Genomic DNA, 16685 nt, shown 5'->3' with positions numbered 1-16685 from the left:
GTGATCCAATCTCTGTACAAAGATTGTTTTTATGTCATGCTGAACTTATTCAGCAAAAGGGGCAATAAATGGCAGAAATATCATGTCTGTGTTGAAAAGTGTTCTTGGTGCATTGTTTGGTGTTCAATCTGACAAACAACGCCAACACGACTTTAGCCAAGGCAAAGCGTGGAAGTTCATCCTTGTTGGCATCATTATGGTGACCTTGTTTGTATTAGCGGTTGCAGCGCTGGTGTCGGTGATTACCTAAGAGCGTTTAATTGGCCTGATAGTAAGCCAGTAGCTCGGCAACTTTCATTCGCTGTTGACCTTTACGGCTAATAGTTCTGCGCACACTTAGTTTGCTCAACTCACTATGCTGATAAATACTTCGAGTAAGCGGTAAGTCGTGGTTACTAATTAATACCGAAGCGCCCCGTTGCTGAGCTTCTATCGCCAAATCCCCCAAGCGCTCTTGATCACTTCGATTAAAACCTTTACTCGCATAGTTAGTAAAACTAGCCGTAGGACTAAGCGGAGCATAAGGTGGATCACAATATACAATGTCACCCGCCTTCACCTCAGCAAAGGTTTCCACGTAACTACAACAACGAAACTCGGCCTTATGCGACTTTTCTGCAAAAAACTCTAGCTCTTGTTCTGGAAAATAAGGGCGCTTGTAGGAGCCAAAAGGCACATTAAAGCCACCACCGCGGTTATAGCGACATAAGCCGTTGTAGCCATGACGATTCATATACAAAAACATCAATGAGCGCTGGTAGCTGTCTTTGGTGGCATTAAAGCGTTTACGCACCTGGTAGTAATATTCGCTTTGATTACACTCTTGAGTGAAGTAGTGCTTGGCATCATCAATGAATTGCTGCGGGCGTTGCTGCAATAGTTGATACATGTTGATCAAATCGGGATTAATGTCGCTCAACAAGTAACGCGGGTAGTCGGTATTCAAAAATACCGAAGCCGCACCCACAAAAGGCTCCACCAACAAATCACCCTCGGGTAATTGTTGCTGGATGTCTTCAATTAAGCCGTATTTACCACCAGCCCATTTTAAAAAAGCACGTGTTTTCTTCATTACTATTGAGTCAATTCAAACTGAACCTGTTTAAATTGCTTAATCAAAGAATCAAGATTTTGCTGTTTTAAACTATTACGAGCGGCTTGAGCTTCTTCGCGTGTGGCGAAGTCACCATAAATGATTTTATAAGGAACATTAGGGTTTGCGCTTGAACGATATACCCACACATCATGCGCCCATTGACGAGCCGACACAAACTGCTGGGCTTTTTCACGATTATTTAAAGCCATTAACTGTAAGGTATAACGCTTGCTTGGCTTAGCATCCAACAGTGCTTTAACGTTGGTAACTTTAATTGGCACTTCTTCTTGGCTAATTTCTTTTGGCGCTTTATCAGCGCTAAGTTCAGCTTCCGGCTCGGCCAGCAAATTACCGCTGTCTTGAATTTGTGCGACCAGTTCAGTGTCTTCCGCCGGCTGGCTTTGTTCCGCCAGTAGCTTATTAACTACGTCATCCTCAACCACTACGCGCAATTCTGACTCAGAGCTTTGAGTGGCTATATCTAGTTCTTTGGGTAAATCTTGCGACGGCAGTTCTGCTGTTTCTGCTTCGCTACTTGAAGCCGCAAAATCTGGACTATTTTGTTGTGATGCATTAGCGGCGCTTTGGCTTGGAGAACTACCGTTAGCTAAGGTAGGCTCTTCCATTAAAGCTAAAGCAATACGGCTGTCATCACCTTGGTCATTGCCGCCCCAGTCGTTGATAACTTGCACTAATAAACCAGCTACCGCTGCACATAACACCACTGCAATAACTATGTATAACTTACTTCGATTTGGTGCACTTGCTTCCGCCATGGGAATATCTCCGGTAACGATTTGATCGACAAATTGATAAATTAAACGAGGATTTCCTTTCGCCGAGGCGATGTGTTGCTCAATTGCTTGTTGGTTCTCAAATTCCGCCACGTACTCAGCACGGTTAAATAGTAATGAAGCTAACTCGAAGGATTCAGTACTATTTAATGGGGGGACATCAAAATAGAGAACTTGATTGCTTAGCGCATCCAATTGCGCATTAAAACTACTGCTTGATTCAGCAAACAGGATTAACGATAGATCATGCTGATATAGCTGATTGTAATGCTGATAGAACTCCACCAACTCATTTAGCAAGTCGACGCTAACGTTATGGGCTGCATCGATGATGATGATGAGTGGAGCAGAGGTTTCTTTTACGTTGCGTTGAAAACTGTCGAACAGTGGATCGTCTTGATTAAACAGAGGGTCTTTCAATAATTGCTGCAACAAGTCTCGACGTAAACGACCATCTTGCTCACTGGCTGCACTTACCAAGGCGTGATTAGCAAAAGGGGCACTTTCAAGAAGCGAGTTGGCCATAGACGACTTGCCAGACCCAGCCTCTCCGTTCACGCAAATCAGCTTTGCGCTAAAGCGAATTTGAGTGATAAGCCTATCGCGTAAGCGCAATTGACTTTGCAATTGTGCAAACTCGGCATCACGCCGCACTTCCACCATTCAAATTTGCCTTATTGAAATCGATTGATAACTGTTTTTATATCACTTTCAGTAATTGTATCAACTACTTCTGCTGTACCAATAGAGCTAGGTAGAACTAAACGGAGTTTTCCATCCAATACTTTCTTATCACGCATCATATGCGGAATAAACTCGGCTAAACCCATACCTTGTGGTGGCAGAACGGGTAAGCCAGCACGTTCAATCAAAGTGCGCATACGCGTTACTTCAGCTTGATTAATCATACCTGCTAGTTCAGCTGTTTCAGCAGCCATAACCATACCAGCGCCTACGGCTTCACCATGTAACCAAACGCCGTAACCTTGCTCGGCTTCAATAGCATGACCAAAAGTATGACCAAGGTTTAGTAAAGCGCGAATACCCTGTTCGGTTTCGTCTTTAGCCACCACTTCAGCCTTAATTTCACAACAACGGGCTATAGCTCGTGTCATTAACTCTGGGTCGAGCGCCATAAGTTTATCAAGGTGAGTTTCTAACCATGCGAAGAACTCAGCATCGTAGATAATGCCATACTTAATCACTTCTGCCATGCCAGCAGCGAGCTCTCGCTTGTCCAATGTGGCTAAGCAATTAATATCAATTACCACCGCTTTTGGCTGATAGAACGCGCCTATCATATTCTTGCCTAAAGGATGATTAACTGCTGTTTTACCGCCCACTGATGAATCAACCTGTGATAACAAGGTGGTAGGCACTTGTACAAAGGGTACTGCGCGTTGATAACAGGCAGCCGCAAAGCCGGCCATGTCACCAATAACGCCACCGCCCAGCGCTACAATAGTAGTATCACGGCTATGTTGCTGGGCTAATAACTCTGAAAATATTTGGTTTAAGGTATCCAAGTTTTTGTATTGCTCACCATCTGGCAGCGTCACTACATCCACTTGGTACTGACTTAAACAAGCCAACAATTGCTCCAAATAAAGCGGTGCAACCTTAGTATTTGTTACTACCATTACCTTTTTACTGGTAATCGCTGAACTAAATAAATCAACTTGGTTTAATAAACCTTGGCCAATACTAATTGGGTAGCTGCGCTCGCCTAGAGCAACGGTCAAACATTCCATTGTTATTTTAGAATCCTAGTAATTCGATGATTTGGTTAGCCACTGCTTTTGCGCTTTGATCGTCAGTTTTCACTGTGTAATCAGCAACATCTGAGTACATTGGATTGCGCTCTTCGGCCAAGTTTTCAAGTACTTCGCGAGGCTCATCAGTTTGTAGCAATGGGCGACGTTTATCGCGTTGCGTTCGAGCAAACTGTTTGTCGATTGTGGTTTCAAGGTACACAACAATACCGCGAGCAGAAAGGTGATTTCGGTTCTCTTTACTAATTACAGAGCCACCACCCGTTGCTAATACAATGCCTTGCAGTTGTGAAAGGTCATCAATAACACCCTCTTCACGAACTCTAAATCCGGCTTCACCTTCTACGTCAAATACCCAAGCGATATCGGCACCAGTGCGGCGTTCAATCTCTTGATCTGTATCGTAAAATTGCAAATGTAACTGCTGTGCTAAATGACGACCAATTGTGCTTTTCCCAGCACCCATTGGTCCTACAAGGAAGATATTTCGTTTCTCAGCCATGCTTCTTCAAATTTGTCTTTGTCTATTTTCTCCCCGCAATGCGGGCACCTGATGTACCAACCTTAGTAAAAAGATCAGGGCGCGATTATCTCGTTTGAGCGGGAGTTTGGCAACAGCAAAATCACTCCTATACCGAATGACTCGATATAGGAGTGATAAGAGGTGGGCGTTTATAGTGCGTCTAGCAAGATTCGAGGAGTTACAAAGATTAACAACTCGTTCTTTTTAACACTTTCTGAGGTTGTTCTAAAGAAGTAGCCCAAGCCAGGTACGTCACCCAAAATTGGCACTTTCTTCACACGGTCAACATTTTGCTGTTGGTAAATACCGCCAAGCACAATAGTTTCGCCGTTTTTAACTAATACCTGAGTACCAATTTCTTGTTTGTTAATCGCCACCGCTGGCCCTGTTGGTGTAAGCACCGCTTCACCTTCCGAGTCTTGGGTAATAACTAAATCAAGAATCACGTTACCATCTGGGGTAATTTGTGGGGTTACACGTAAGCTTAACACGGCTTTTTTGAAGGTAACCGAAGTAGCACCACTTGAAGCATTTTCTACATAAGGGATCTCACGACCTTGCTCAATGTAAGCAGCCTTTTGATTAGCCGTTGTGATACGCGGACTGGCTATCACTTCACCTTTGTTCTCTTGTTCTAACGCTGATAGCTCTAAATCAAGAATCTGACCATTAGCCAATTTTGCCACTTGGAAAGCAATCGAACCTGCAGGGTCTGCAACTGGTAAATTAACGTTTAAGCGATCATCTAAATCAGGAATATTGCCAGCAAGAACATCATCTGCTCCCTCTAGAGTACCCGATGTAATACCAGTACTACTGCCCACAGAACCTGAATTAGTTACGCCCCAACGAATACCTAGCTCTTCGCTAACATCATCGGTTACTGTAACCATGCGCGCTTCGATAACAACTTGCTTAACAGCAATATCGAGCTTCTTAACCATGATCTTAATGTTATTTAAAGACTCTTCAGTATCTTTAATAAGCAAAGTATTGGTACGTTCATCAACCGCTACAGAACCTCGTTCAGACAACATAGAAGTTTGCTCACTCTTAAGCAGTGCAGATAAATCTGCAGCTTTAGCGTAATTTACTTCAATATATTCAGAGTAAAGAGGTGCTAAATCAGCCACTTGCTGGGCACTTTCTAATTGCTGTCGCTCTTGCTCTGCTAGCTCTGCAGCAGGGGCAATTAACAGCACGTTGTTATCTAAACGCTTATCCAAGCCTTTAACTTTAAGAATAATATCTAGCGCTTGCTCCCAAGGCACATCATCCATTCGCAAAGTAATGTTGCCGCGCACTGAATCGGTAGTCACCAAATTCAGCTTGTTAAAATCAGCAATCAACTGCAGGACTGTGCGCACTGGAATATCTTGGAAGTTCAGGGAAATCGGTTTTCCTTGATACTCAACTTTAGTGCCTTCTTCTGCTTCAAGCTTTTTAACTTCAACTAAGAACAATTCACCCGATTGGTCGTAGCGGTAATCAAACTCGCCATCTATAGCAATTTTCAACTGCACTTTTGCATCGTGTCTAAATACTTCAACACTCTCTACTGGAGTAGCAAAGTCGTTTACATCCATGACATAAACGTTTTCTTCAGCAATATCTGTATTGTAAAAATCAACAATCAGGCTGTTGTCGCGGCGTTTAATATCAGCGGCAATTGAGCTGTTATTAAGATCTACCATAATCTGGCCGGATCCGCCTTTACCACGCCTAAAGTCAATGCCTTGCACGGTATTAATGGTGGCATGCTCTATACGGCTGGCATTCTCGAATGCATCATCTACAGTACTTTGTGCCGCCGCAGCAGCTACAGGTAAAGCACCTAGTTTGACTAGAACGCGTTGCGACTCTTTGCTTACTTGGTATGGAACCAAGCGCTCAAGCGCAAGTACCAATTGTAAGCCAGACTCGGTTTGCAAACTCTGAACTTGTTTAACACCGCCGCCATCAATTGGTAATGGGTTAATTTTCAGTGCCGAACTTGCGTTGGCCACATCAATGACGAGTTGGTTTGGAGAGTACTCGAGATGGTCACTGACGTTTTCAATGGGTCCATCAAACAGAAGTTCGATTTCCACTGCGCCTTTAACCATCGGGTTGGTATTTAACTGAATAAGTTGAGCATTTGCCCAAGCCTGCGTTATGCAACAAAACACACCAGCCAACACCAAGCCGCTTTTGTATACTCCTTGCAGCATCTTTCCCTTCATGCCTATTTCCCTATTGATCAGCTTTCGAGAGCGAAAGCTGAGTAGTTCTTTCGTTCCAGCAGCCTTCGCCGTCTGAAACAACTTCTTGAATATCTAAACCTTGGTCACTTACTTTAGAGATTACACCGTGGTGTAAACCTAAGTAGTAGCCTTCCTTAACGCGATACAGCTCACCACCAGGGGCTTCAATCAGCGCCCATAAGCTCGGCCCGTCACCTAACACACCACGCATGGTCAAACTAGATAGCGAAAACTCTTCTAAAGCTTGCTTAGTTCGTTCTGCGTTAGGTGCTATAGAACACTCTTTCTCGGTGCTCAATGCGGTATCGGCAGCTTCTGGAGCTGGGCTAGTAAAAGGATTTCTCCGTTCACTGGCCTGATAAGCAAGGTGTTCAAAAGGCTTAATTTCAGGTACATCTTCTTTAACCGGAACTTTACGCGCCTTCACTTCCATTACGTATTGCTGCAGATCATCTTTAGAACCTTCACAGCCAAACAATGCAAGCAGGGTTAATCCAATTGCTAGTGCTCTCATCATTTCCCCTTCGCCGCCGGTTTTTCTTTATAGCGGTAGGTCTTGGCTAACATCGCCATACTTAATGTCCCGCCATCACCTTGTTTTTTCATGGTGATGTTATCCAAAATCACAATCCGTGGTAAGGCTGCAACAGCACTAACAAAGGCACCAAGCTGATGATAGCTACCACTCACTTCCAATTTGATTGGTAGTTCTGTAGAAAACTCATGCTCAACTTCCGGCTCCCAGTTAATACGGCGGAACTCTAGGCCATTATCAATACCGATAAAGCTAAGCTCGTCTAGCAGGCCGGGGATTTCATGTTTTTCTGGAAGCTGTTTTAGCAAAGAAGCAAAAGCCTGTTTCATTTCTTCTACTTGCTTTTGGTACTCTGGTAAATTGCCAGCTAGAGCAGCTTTAACTTCAAACTTTTGTCGCAACTCTTGCTCTTTCGCTTCAAGCTGAACCAGCTTGGTTTTCTCATCGGCGATTTGGTAGTAATAATAACCAGCCGTAATTAGGCCACAAACTACAACCACAAAAACGATTTTAGCGAGTTTTGGCCAAGTGCCAATGCTCTCTAAGTCGAGTTCGTTAAGCTCTTGTAAATCCATTACTTAGCCTCCTTTTTATCGCTAGGAAGGCCTAGATTAACCGCGAAGTTTAGTTGGAATTTACTCAACTCCATATCCGCTTGCTTACCCGGTAAGGCAACAATAGAGCGAATGCTTGGCGTTCCTAGCCACACACGTTGCTCAATGTTACGCATTAGGCTTGCTACGCGGTAGTTAGCTTCGCTCTTACCATCTAAGTTAATTGCTGAGTCTCTAAAGGCTAAACTGTCTAGGTAAACACCAGTAGGAGCAATCAACGGTAAGTTATTGAAAATTCTTGTTGGAATGTTTCGACTTTCTTGAAGCGTTTGAATAAGAGCGATACGTTCTTTGAGGCTTTTCTTCTGCTCTTTAATTTTTCGGATTTCGCCAATTTGATGATCCAAAATAGCGATTTCTTTTTCTAAGAACTGATTACGAGCGGTTTGTTTATCTTGTAAGCCAGTGTAGTAATTTTGCACCAGTAATAGCGCTAACACTGTGAGACCAGCAGAAGAGGCTAAGGCCATCCAAAAATCACGTTTTTGTTTGGTTTTGACCTCTTCACGCCAAGGAAGTAAGTTAATGTTAGACATTATCAAAACTCCTTAAGGCCAAGCCAAGGGCAACCATATATTTTCCGCCTTCCTGGCGAAGCTGCTCTCGGTCTATAGAACGGTCGAATAAGCACTCATTAAACGGCTGCGCCTTTATCACCGGCATTTCTAAGTCAGTCTGCATTTGAAAAACCAGCTCATCTGACAAAGCACTACCGCCGCTTACGGCAATCGCATCTAACGACTTATAACCGCTTGAGCTTAGGAACAAGGAAACCTGTCGACGTACGTTTTGGATAACACCACTTACAAACTGGGCAAATACGTCTATTTCGTAGTTTTCAGGTAAGCGACCGCTCACCTTCATCTCTTTGGCTTCTTCAATACTCAAACTATAGAAGCTAGCAATTTGCTGGGTATATTGCGCTCCACCAAAGTTTTGCGCTCGGTTATATACCACTTCGCCTTTATCTAAAATCGCGAAGTTTAAGGTGGTTTCACCAATATCAACCAAACCTATGATTTTGTTTTCATCAAGTTCTTCGTCTTGTTGATTCAACACGAAGTTCCAAGCGCGCCCAAGTGCATGCGACTCAACGTCAACAATCTTAGGCTCAAAATCTGCGTTTGCTAATACTTCTGCACGAATGCTAACTGCTTCAGTGCGCGCAGCACTCAGCAATACATTGTTACGGTTAGGCTCACTTTCGTTAATCCCTAACACTTCAAAATCAAGACTAATTTCATCAATAGGAAATGGAATCGAATTTTCAGCTTCAAGTTCAACTTGAGTCTCTAATTCTAATTCTGACAAACTACTGTCCATGTAGATTACTTTTGTAATTACATGGCTACCTGCGACTGCGGTCGCTACCTGACGGTTACGTGAGGGCAGCTTTCGCCTTAATTCACGTAAAGATTCAGTAATCTCTTCCGGAGAAACAACTTGGTTATCGACTAATGCGCCTACCGGTGTTTCGACTTCAGCCACCGACTCAACTTTTAAACCTTTTGAAGATCTAGAAAGTAAAAGTCCTTTAATGGTGGAGGAACCAAAGTCGATACCTAGCAGAGCAGTCGATGTTTTTTTACCTATCCCTAGTACCATGACTCGCCAACTATCTTTTTTAAATTTAAACAGTTACCTGTGGTTGCAGAATAACGGGTTATTGATTTGGGTGCTAATAGTAATTAAGAAAGTTGTCGAAACAGGTCACAATTTGACGATATAATCGGCGATTCTTTAGATACAGAGTGCAAAATTCGGAATGAAATGGCTTAAAAGACTGTTATTTTTAGTTTTCTTGGGAACAAGCTTAGGCTTAGCAGCCATCACCGCACTATATTTTTATTTTGCGCCCCAACTACCAGACGTCTCAACTTTACGTGATGTTCAACTGCAAACACCGATGCGTGTGTTTAGTGCTGATGGCGAATTGATTTCTCAATTTGGTGAAAAAAGACGAATTCCCTTACAAATTGAAGAAGTGCCTGAACAAATGCTACAAGCATTTCTCGCTACCGAAGATGCTCGGTTCTATTCTCATCCAGGCATTGACCCAATCGGTATTACTCGAGCAGCGATCAACTTAATAGCCACGGGAGAAAAAAGCCAAGGGGCCAGTACCATTACACAACAGGTCGCACGGAATTTCTTTTTAACCCGAGAAAAAACTTACATCCGTAAGATCAAAGAGATCTTCCTAGCGATAAAAATTGAACAAGAGCTTTCGAAAGATGAAATCTTGGCGCTTTATCTGAATAAAATTCCACTGGGTTATCGCTCTTTTGGTGTAGGAGCCGCAGCACAAGTTTACTACGGGAAAACCGTAGACCAACTTACACTACCGCAAATAGCAGTGATTGCCGGCCTGCCTAAAGCTCCTTCGGCGTTAAACCCGATACGCTCACCAGAGCGGGCTAAAGACCGCCGCCGCGTGGTGTTAGGCCGCATGCTAGAAACGGGCTATATTGATCAAGCGACTTTTGATGAAGCTAGCCAAGCGCCAATGACCGCAACTTACCACGGCGCCGAGATTACACTAGCCGCTCCTTACTTAGCAGAAATGGTCCGTCAGCAAATTTTGCAGCAGTTTGGCGAAGACGCGTATACCACTGGCATGGATGTCTACACCACAATCAGTGCCAAACGTCAGAATGCAGCAACTGTAGCCTTAAGAACTAATCTAAAGAGCTACGACCAACGCCATGGCTTTCGTGGTGCGGTTAAACAATTATGGACAGCCGAGCAAACTCAGTTAAGTGCTGATGAGATAATTAAACAACTTAGCACCCTGCCTAACTATGGCGAGCTGCGGGCAGCAGCGGTGACCAGCATACAAGACAAACAAGCCAAAGTTATCGTAAAAGGGGGCGCTTTTGGTGTAATCGCTTGGGATGATATGAAATGGGCCCGCCGCTTCATAACTGATACTCGCCAAGGACCAGCGCCAAAGTCTGCCCAAGAGATTCTTAATGTAGGTGATGTGATTTGGGTTGAGCAACTGGCAACGCAAGCCGATACTAGCAATGATACAGCCGATGCAGCATTAAGTGACGATGCAGAACAACAAACTGTTAGTAACTACTCACTCTCACAATTACCGGATGCTGGTGCAGCCTTAATTGCTATATCTCCTTTAGATGGTGCAATTGAAGCATTAGTCGGCGGCTTTAGTTTTAACCAAAGTAAATTCAACCGAGTCACTCAAGCTAGCCGCCAAGTCGGCTCGAATATTAAGCCGTTTCTTTATTCCGCGGCATTTGAGCAAGGCATGACCTTAGCAAGTTTAGAGAACGACGCCCCCATTAACCGCTGGGATAAGGCCATGGGTGTAGCATGGAGACCAAAGAACTCACCACCTGTTTACGATGGTCCTATACGCCTCAGAGTCGCCTTAGCACAGTCTAAGAACGTCGTATCGGTGCGATTAATGAGAGACTTAGGTGTCGATACCATTATTGACCACCTGGCTAAGTTTGGTTTTCCTAAAAACGAACTACCGCGAAATGAATCATTGTCGTTGGGTTCTGCATCGCTAACTCCAATGCAAGTGGCTAGCGCTTACGGTTCATTTGCCAATGGTGGATACTTAGTTAGCCCCTACTTCATTGATCGAATTGAAGATGGCGAAGGCAACATTATTTTTCAGCAGCTTCCCAAAGTCGCTTGTGATAGCTGTTTTGAAACAATCGATAAAGCGCCAGAGCTCGCTGATTTGTTAAACCAACCAGGTAACCCATTAAAGCAATGTGATATATCTTTTGCCGATGAAGGCGACTTAGCACCGCGAATTATCAGCGCAGAAAATGCCTTTTTAGTATCTCAAGCCATGAACAGCGCTGTTTGGGGCGGAGGAAGTTGGGCACATAAAACCGGCTGGAACGGCACCGGTTGGCGTGCAGCTAAAGCCTTAAAACGTCGTGATATAGCTGGAAAAACCGGTACTACCAATGATGCTAAAGACGCTTGGTTCTCAGGCTTTGGGCCTGATCTAGTCGTTACCTCGTGGATCGGCTTTGATGATTTCAATCGAAAACTAGGTGAAGCTTCTTACAACGCTAACTTAGATAAAAACCAAGTGACAGGTAAAGAGTTTGGTGCGCGTACCGCACAGCCTGCTTGGATAGATTTCATGCAAGTCGGCTTAGACGGTGTGCCAGAGCAAGCTTGGCAAGCCCCTAAAAACGTCTCTACAGTGCGTATTGACCGTACAACTGGCTTACTCACCAAAGCTAGTGATCATACCACCCGCTTTGAGTTTTTCGAGGAAGGCACCGAGCCAACAGAATACGTAAAACAATCTGTTAACTCAGTGTTTGATAGCGAAGAAGAGCTTTTCTAAACCAGCGCAGAATGCTGTTGAATCAATTTGGCTAGCTGATTAAAGCAGGGCCGTCGAACTGAGTTATTGCGATATAGCAGACTTATTCGACGGCTTGGTTCCGGCGAACTGAATTTTCGATAACAGATACCGCTTTGCTCTTCAGTATCAGGGATAGCTAACTGCGGCAGTAAAGTAATACCCATACCCGCAGCCACCATATGTCGCAGTGTTTCCAAACTAGTCGCTTTAAAGCTGGTATCTTCTTTCGCGCCTGCTGCAAAGCAATAACCCATTGCTTGATCTCGCAGACAGTGACCATCTTCAAGCATCAGTACTTGCTCCCCACTGAGCTCTGAAAGCTCCACCTCAGTTTGCTGCTGCCATTTGTGATTAGATGGCATAGCAAGCATTAGCGGTTCGTCAAACAAATCTATCGCACCAAAGCGCTCCATTTCAGGAAGATAAGCAAGCAGAAGGCAATCTAGCTCTCCTTCTTCTAATCGCTGCAATAATACGTTGGTTTGCTCTTCATAAAGAAAAAGCTCCATTTCGCTAAACTCTGAGCGAATGTGCGGAACGATCTTGGGTAATAAGTACGGAGCGACGGTAGGAATTAGGCCAACGTGCAATGGCCCAGCCATTGGTGCTTGGAAGCTCTTGGCCATGTCTTTAAGGCCTTTTACTTCAAGCAAGATAACTCTCGCTTTAGCAGCAAGCTCATCACCAGCATGAGTGAAAATCACTTTGCGCGAGGTGCGCTCAATCAACAACAAACCAAGCTCTTCTTCTAACTTGGCTATTTGCCCACTCAAGGTGGGCTGACTAACAAAACACTTTTCAGCCGCTTTACGAAAATGCTTCTGCTCTTGTAAAGCGACTAAATACTCTAAATCTCTCAAATTCATAACAACTCCCCGTTGATTTTTCATGTTAACTGGAAGCTCTTGGAAGTGCTATGTATGACTCAATAACAAATTGTAAGTAGCTGCTTTAAAAAAACTTTGCAATTAGGCTCCCAATAAGACGAACAGTAATGCAACTTACCGCTTATATATGATATATAAGTAAATTATCAGGAAACCCGCGTACAAGGTTGTAGCGGTCAAGGAGGAATAAATAATGGTGTGGTTAAAACACTGCTTACTGATATTAATGAGTACAATGTTATTCGCATGTGGAGGCGACGGAGGTGTCGACCTTGCAAATGGTGGAAGCTCCGGAAATGATGGCAGTGAAGAGCCCTGCGATTGTGAGGCTGTGCTTACAGTTTCATTATACGACTGTAAAAATGTTCCAGAAAACCAAATCCCAACTCTGTGTAACTCTACGAACTCTATTTCGTTAGATTCCCCAGCCACAGTTGTGATGCGCTTGTTAGACCCAGAAGGGGCAGCTGCCGCAAATGAAATCGTAAACCTTGTGAGCGAGCAGGCAACCCCTAGCTCACCACAAGTTCTAACAGATGCCAACGGCTATGCAATTGCCACTTTATTTGCAAAAGTAGACTCTGCAGCAGCAGGTACTATTACTGCTACCGATGCAAACTACGGCGCGGAAGGAAAGGCTAATTATAGTGTTGGTGCCACCGACTTAGTCATGAGCATGTCTTCAAGCTTGCCCACCGGCGAAGAGCTTGCTGTAGATGCCACAGCAACCTTTACGGTTAGAATTACCAATGCTGATAATGAGCTTTACACTACACCTGTCAGTGTAGCTTTCACCTCAAGTTGTGCTGAGAATAATTTAGCTTCGATATCTGAAACCGTAACCACTATTAATGGTATCGCCACGGCAATTTATGAACCTAAAGGGTGTAGTGGTACAGATACTGTAACCGCAACACCATCGCTATCAGTTCTAAATACAGAGCAGTTGGACATAGATATTGCTACGACAACTGCGAGCAGCATCGCTTTTGTTAGTGCCGCACCAACAACGATATACCTAGCTGAATCTGTTGGCGACAAAATTGCAACTTTAACCTTTAAAGTTCTAGATAAGGTCGGACAAGCTAAATCTGGGCAAACTGTAGATTTTAGTAGTGACTCTGATTTACACGGTTTAACCTTTAGCCCTGAATCTGCAGAATCCAACGCTGAAGGCTTGGTAGTAACACGCGTAACTAGCGGAAACATGCCAGGCGTAGCTTTAGTATCGGCAAGCTTTATTGATGAAGAGAACATTACCGTATCTACTGTATCTAACTCATTGGCCATTCATACAGGTGTACCTAGCCAGCAAGGTTTGTCTTTATCTGCTGAAACTCTTGCTGTAGAGGCTTGGAATGTCGATGGTGTTGCGGTGAATGTGACAATGCGTATCAGTGATGAGAATAGCAACCCTGTGCCAGATGGTACTGCCGTTTATTTCGAAACAGACGGTGGGCAAGTAGCAGGAAGCTGCTTTACTACAGGACAAACGACTAACTCTCAATGCTCAGTTCAATGGACTAGCCAGAATTCTAGACCACAAGGTCACACAAACCAGCTCCCTCAAGGCGCTTGTACCGCCCCTGGAATCATTCCCGCATTTGGCGCGGGTAGGTTGACAGTTTTAGGTGTAACCGTGGGACAGGAGTCTTTCTATGATGCCAATGGTAATCATATCTTTGATAGTGGAGAAACTTACTCAGCCTTGGGTGAAGCTTGGGTTGATAGCAATGAGAATGGAATTCGAGATACTAACGGCATACTTATTGAAAACAATGCAAATAAAGGTGAAGAGTTTCGTGACTATAACTCTAACCTCGAGTTTGATTTAACAACCGGAGTAAAAAATTCTAATACCCCGTCTGCTAACATAGCTGAATTATACAATGGGTTACTTTGTACAGTTGAAAATGACGCTGCTGGGATATGTACTAGAGACCTAGTCGAAACACGAGATTCACTCGTAATGATAATGGCAACCTCTGCTGCAAATATCCTACTTAGTGATTCATCCAACACCAGTGCCGTGACAAACATTGACGTGACATCTGGGCCTGTTAGTCTTACGTTAACCGTGCAAGACTTAAACGGTAATCAAATGCCCGCTGGAACAACAGTATCCATTGGAACCACAAATGGGGAACTAGGAGATGCCGCAGCATTTGTTATTCCCGATGGAGTGGGTTTATGCAGTATGTACCAAATAGTTGTCGAACCAGAAAGCTCACCAAATGGAAAATCTGTAGGCTTACTAACGATTTCAACTGAATCACCTAACGGATTAATAACTTCCAGAACAATAACAGTGACTGACGCAGGCTAATTAGTCGCGATAAACTTGAGAAAGGCTAACTAAACTGGTTAGCCTTTTTTTTCTACTATATCTTCCTTCAAGCCTTATCCAATAGTTCCGATCCCACCAATGCAACACGACGTATAAAGCTTATTCTCGAAAAGCGAATAGAAGCATACAAATTTAGTTGTAAACCAGATAGTTACTTTGTGGTTTGAGTCATTTCTAACTAAAGTACCGAAACAGCTTTGACCGTCCTGATATGTGTCAACCTTATTTAGGACGGTACAAAAGAAACAAAAAAGGCCGCTTACGCGACCTTTTTTCTTGCTGTGCTATTCTTCTTATTCGAAGATTTTAGCTACAACACCCGCACCTACTGTACGGCCACCTTCACGGATTGCGAAGCGTAAACCTTCGTCCATCGCGATTGGGCAGATTAGCTCTACAACAAATTTCAAGTTGTCGCCTGGCATTACCATTTCTACGCCTTCAGGAAGCTCTACTGCGCCTGTTACGTCAGTTGTACGGAAGTAGAACTGTGGACGGTAGCCTTTGAAGAATGGCGTGTGACGGCCACCTTCGTCTTTGCTTAGTACGTATACTTCAGCTTCGAACTTGGTGTGTGGAGTAATTGAACCTGGAGCTGCCAATACTTGACCACGTTGTACGTCTTCACGCTTAGTACCACGTAGTAGTACACCACAGTTCTCACCAGCACGACCTTCGTCTAGAAGCTTGCGGAACATTTCAACACCTGTACAGGTTGTCTTAGTAGTCTCTTTAACACCTACGATTTCAATTTCTTCTGAAACCTTGATGATACCGCGCTCTACACGACCTGTTACTACTGTACCACGACCTGAAATTGAGAATACGTCTTCAATTGGTAGTAGGAATGGCTTGTCGATGTCACGCTCTGGCTCTGGAATGTAAGAATCTAGTGCTTCTGCAAGCTCTACAATCTTAGCTTCCCACTCTTCTTCGCCTTCTAGCGCTTTAAGTGCTGAACCTTGAATTACTGGAAGGTCATCACCTGGGAATTCGTATTCTGATAGAAGTTCACGTACTTCCATTTCTACTAATTCTAGAAGCTCTTCGTCGTCTACCATGTCACATTTGTTCATGAATACGATGATGTAAGGTACACCAACCTGACGAGAAAGTAGGATGTGCTCACGAGTCTGAGGCATTGGGCCGTCAGTTGAAGCTACTACTAAGATAGCGCCGTCCATTTGAGCAGCACCAGTGATCATGTTTTTAACGTAATCAGCGTGTCCAGGACAATCTACGTGTGCGTAGTGACGAGTTGGAGTGTCGTACTCTACGTGTGAAGTAGAAATTGTGATACCGCGCTCGCGCTCTTCTGGAGCGTTATCGATTGCTGCGAAATCTTTAGCTTCACCACCGTATACTTTTGCAAGTACGTTTGTGATAGCCGCTGTTAGAGTTGTTTTACCGTGGTCAACGTGGCCAATTGTACCAACGTTTACGTGCGGTTTTGAACGTTCAAATTTTTCTTTAGACACGATATGTACCTTCTTTTCCATTCCAATCTGCCT

14 protein-coding genes are annotated in these 16685 nt (G+C 44.0%); 3 read left to right on the top strand and 11 right to left on the bottom strand.

Going from position 1 to position 16685, the window contains the following annotated elements:
* Window positions 1–82 precede the first annotated feature (82 nt).
* Entirely contained in the window at window positions 83–250 is a 168-nt protein-coding gene (locus tag G6R11_RS21425) for a DUF2970 domain-containing protein (protein ID WP_163135278.1), read from the top strand.
* 6 nt (window positions 251–256) lie between these two features.
* On the opposite strand, the gene G6R11_RS21420 is transcribed toward G6R11_RS21425, so the two are convergent.
* The 9 genes from G6R11_RS21420 to pilM form a co-directional block, all read right to left on the bottom strand.
* Complete coding sequence (locus G6R11_RS21420) at window positions 257–1072, bottom strand: Dam family site-specific DNA-(adenine-N6)-methyltransferase (RefSeq protein WP_163135276.1); 816 nt, start codon at window positions 1070–1072, stop codon at window positions 257–259.
* Window positions 1073–1074: 2 nt separating this feature from the next.
* Window positions 1075–2553 (bottom strand): AAA family ATPase, encoded by a 1479-nt coding sequence (locus G6R11_RS21415; RefSeq protein ID WP_163135274.1) that lies wholly within the window; start codon window positions 2551–2553, stop codon window positions 1075–1077.
* Between the two features lie 11 nt (window positions 2554–2564).
* Window positions 2565–3641: a 3-dehydroquinate synthase gene (gene aroB / locus G6R11_RS21410; RefSeq protein WP_163135272.1), complete on the bottom strand. Its 1077-nt coding sequence runs from the start codon at window positions 3639–3641 to the stop codon at window positions 2565–2567.
* A gap of 7 nt (window positions 3642–3648) precedes the next feature.
* Window positions 3649–4164 carry a shikimate kinase AroK gene (aroK, locus tag G6R11_RS21405; RefSeq protein ID WP_040307650.1) on the bottom strand — a complete coding sequence of 172 codons (516 nt, stop codon included), beginning with the start codon at window positions 4162–4164 and terminating at the stop codon, window positions 3649–3651.
* Window positions 4165–4334: 170 nt separating this feature from the next.
* Window positions 4335–6407: a type IV pilus secretin PilQ family protein gene (pilQ, locus tag G6R11_RS21400; protein ID WP_163135270.1), complete on the bottom strand. Its 2073-nt coding sequence runs from the start codon at window positions 6405–6407 to the stop codon at window positions 4335–4337.
* 10 nt (window positions 6408–6417) lie between these two features.
* On the bottom strand, window positions 6418–6942 hold the full coding sequence (locus tag G6R11_RS21395) for a pilus assembly protein PilP (RefSeq protein ID WP_163135268.1): 525 nt from the start codon (window positions 6940–6942) through the stop codon (window positions 6418–6420).
* Complete coding sequence (locus G6R11_RS21390; RefSeq protein ID WP_163135266.1) at window positions 6942–7538, bottom strand: type 4a pilus biogenesis protein PilO; 597 nt, start codon at window positions 7536–7538, stop codon at window positions 6942–6944. Before G6R11_RS21390 ends, G6R11_RS21395 begins: the two co-directional genes overlap by 1 nt.
* The gene (locus G6R11_RS21385; protein WP_163135265.1) at window positions 7538–8113 is read right to left on the bottom strand and encodes a PilN domain-containing protein; all 576 of its coding nucleotides are present in this window, start codon (window positions 8111–8113) and stop codon (window positions 7538–7540) included. The genes G6R11_RS21390 and G6R11_RS21385 overlap by 1 nt, the downstream gene beginning before the upstream one ends.
* On the bottom strand, window positions 8106–9182 hold the full coding sequence (pilM, locus tag G6R11_RS21380; RefSeq protein ID WP_163135263.1) for a type IV pilus assembly protein PilM: 1077 nt from the start codon (window positions 9180–9182) through the stop codon (window positions 8106–8108). Before pilM ends, G6R11_RS21385 begins: the two co-directional genes overlap by 8 nt.
* A gap of 160 nt (window positions 9183–9342) precedes the next feature.
* On the opposite strand from pilM, the gene G6R11_RS21375 reads away from it, so the two are divergent.
* Window positions 9343–11919 carry a penicillin-binding protein 1A gene (locus tag G6R11_RS21375; protein ID WP_163135261.1) on the top strand — a complete coding sequence of 859 codons (2577 nt, stop codon included), beginning with the start codon at window positions 9343–9345 and terminating at the stop codon, window positions 11917–11919.
* Here G6R11_RS21375 and oxyR read toward each other — a convergent pair.
* Window positions 11916–12806, bottom strand: a complete 891-nt coding sequence (oxyR, locus tag G6R11_RS21370) for a DNA-binding transcriptional regulator OxyR (RefSeq protein ID WP_163135259.1) — start codon at window positions 12804–12806, stop codon at window positions 11916–11918. The genes G6R11_RS21375 and oxyR overlap by 4 nt on opposite strands.
* Before the next feature lie 256 nt (window positions 12807–13062).
* Here oxyR and G6R11_RS21365 point away from each other — a divergent pair, with 256 nt between their 5' ends.
* A complete protein-coding gene (locus tag G6R11_RS21365) occupies window positions 13063–15153 on the top strand; it encodes a hypothetical protein (RefSeq protein WP_163135257.1) in 2091 nt (696 codons plus the stop codon).
* Window positions 15154–15467: 314 nt separating this feature from the next.
* Here G6R11_RS21365 and tuf read toward each other — a convergent pair whose 3' ends face one another.
* Window positions 15468–16652: an elongation factor Tu gene (gene tuf / locus G6R11_RS21360; RefSeq protein ID WP_163135314.1), complete on the bottom strand. Its 1185-nt coding sequence runs from the start codon at window positions 16650–16652 to the stop codon at window positions 15468–15470.
* Window positions 16653–16685 lie beyond the last annotated feature (33 nt).

Origin of the sequence: Agarivorans sp. Alg241-V36 (assembly GCF_900537085.1) — a bacterium.
In the GTDB taxonomy this organism is placed as follows: Bacteria; Pseudomonadota; Gammaproteobacteria; order Enterobacterales; family Celerinatantimonadaceae; genus Agarivorans.
Note: the sequence above shows the minus strand (reverse complement) of the source record. Positions and strands in the feature narration are given on the sequence as shown.

What these genes read in the sequence shown, in the direction of transcription:
- G6R11_RS21395 (WP_163135268.1), bottom strand. Translation starts at nt 6,942, where the DNA reads ATGAGAGCACTAGCAATTGGATTAACCCTGCTTGCATTGTTTGGCTGT.
- G6R11_RS21415 (WP_163135274.1), bottom strand. Translation starts at nt 2,553, where the DNA reads ATGGTGGAAGTGCGGCGTGATGCCGAGTTTGCACAATTGCAAAGTCAA.
- G6R11_RS21420 (WP_163135276.1), bottom strand. Translation starts at nt 1,072, where the DNA reads ATGAAGAAAACACGTGCTTTTTTAAAATGGGCTGGTGGTAAATACGGC.
- oxyR (WP_163135259.1), bottom strand. Translation starts at nt 12,806, where the DNA reads ATGAATTTGAGAGATTTAGAGTATTTAGTCGCTTTACAAGAGCAGAAG.
- G6R11_RS21425 (WP_163135278.1), top strand. Translation starts at nt 83, where the DNA reads ATGTCTGTGTTGAAAAGTGTTCTTGGTGCATTGTTTGGTGTTCAATCT.
- G6R11_RS21365 (WP_163135257.1), top strand. Translation starts at nt 13,063, where the DNA reads ATGTTATTCGCATGTGGAGGCGACGGAGGTGTCGACCTTGCAAATGGT.
- G6R11_RS21385 (WP_163135265.1), bottom strand. Translation starts at nt 8,113, where the DNA reads ATGTCTAACATTAACTTACTTCCTTGGCGTGAAGAGGTCAAAACCAAA.
- G6R11_RS21390 (WP_163135266.1), bottom strand. Translation starts at nt 7,538, where the DNA reads ATGGATTTACAAGAGCTTAACGAACTCGACTTAGAGAGCATTGGCACT.
- pilM (WP_163135263.1), bottom strand. Translation starts at nt 9,182, where the DNA reads ATGGTACTAGGGATAGGTAAAAAAACATCGACTGCTCTGCTAGGTATC.
- aroK (WP_040307650.1), bottom strand. Translation starts at nt 4,164, where the DNA reads ATGGCTGAGAAACGAAATATCTTCCTTGTAGGACCAATGGGTGCTGGG.
- G6R11_RS21375 (WP_163135261.1), top strand. Translation starts at nt 9,343, where the DNA reads ATGAAATGGCTTAAAAGACTGTTATTTTTAGTTTTCTTGGGAACAAGC.
- aroB (WP_163135272.1), bottom strand. Translation starts at nt 3,641, where the DNA reads ATGGAATGTTTGACCGTTGCTCTAGGCGAGCGCAGCTACCCAATTAGT.
- pilQ (WP_163135270.1), bottom strand. Translation starts at nt 6,407, where the DNA reads ATGAAGGGAAAGATGCTGCAAGGAGTATACAAAAGCGGCTTGGTGTTG.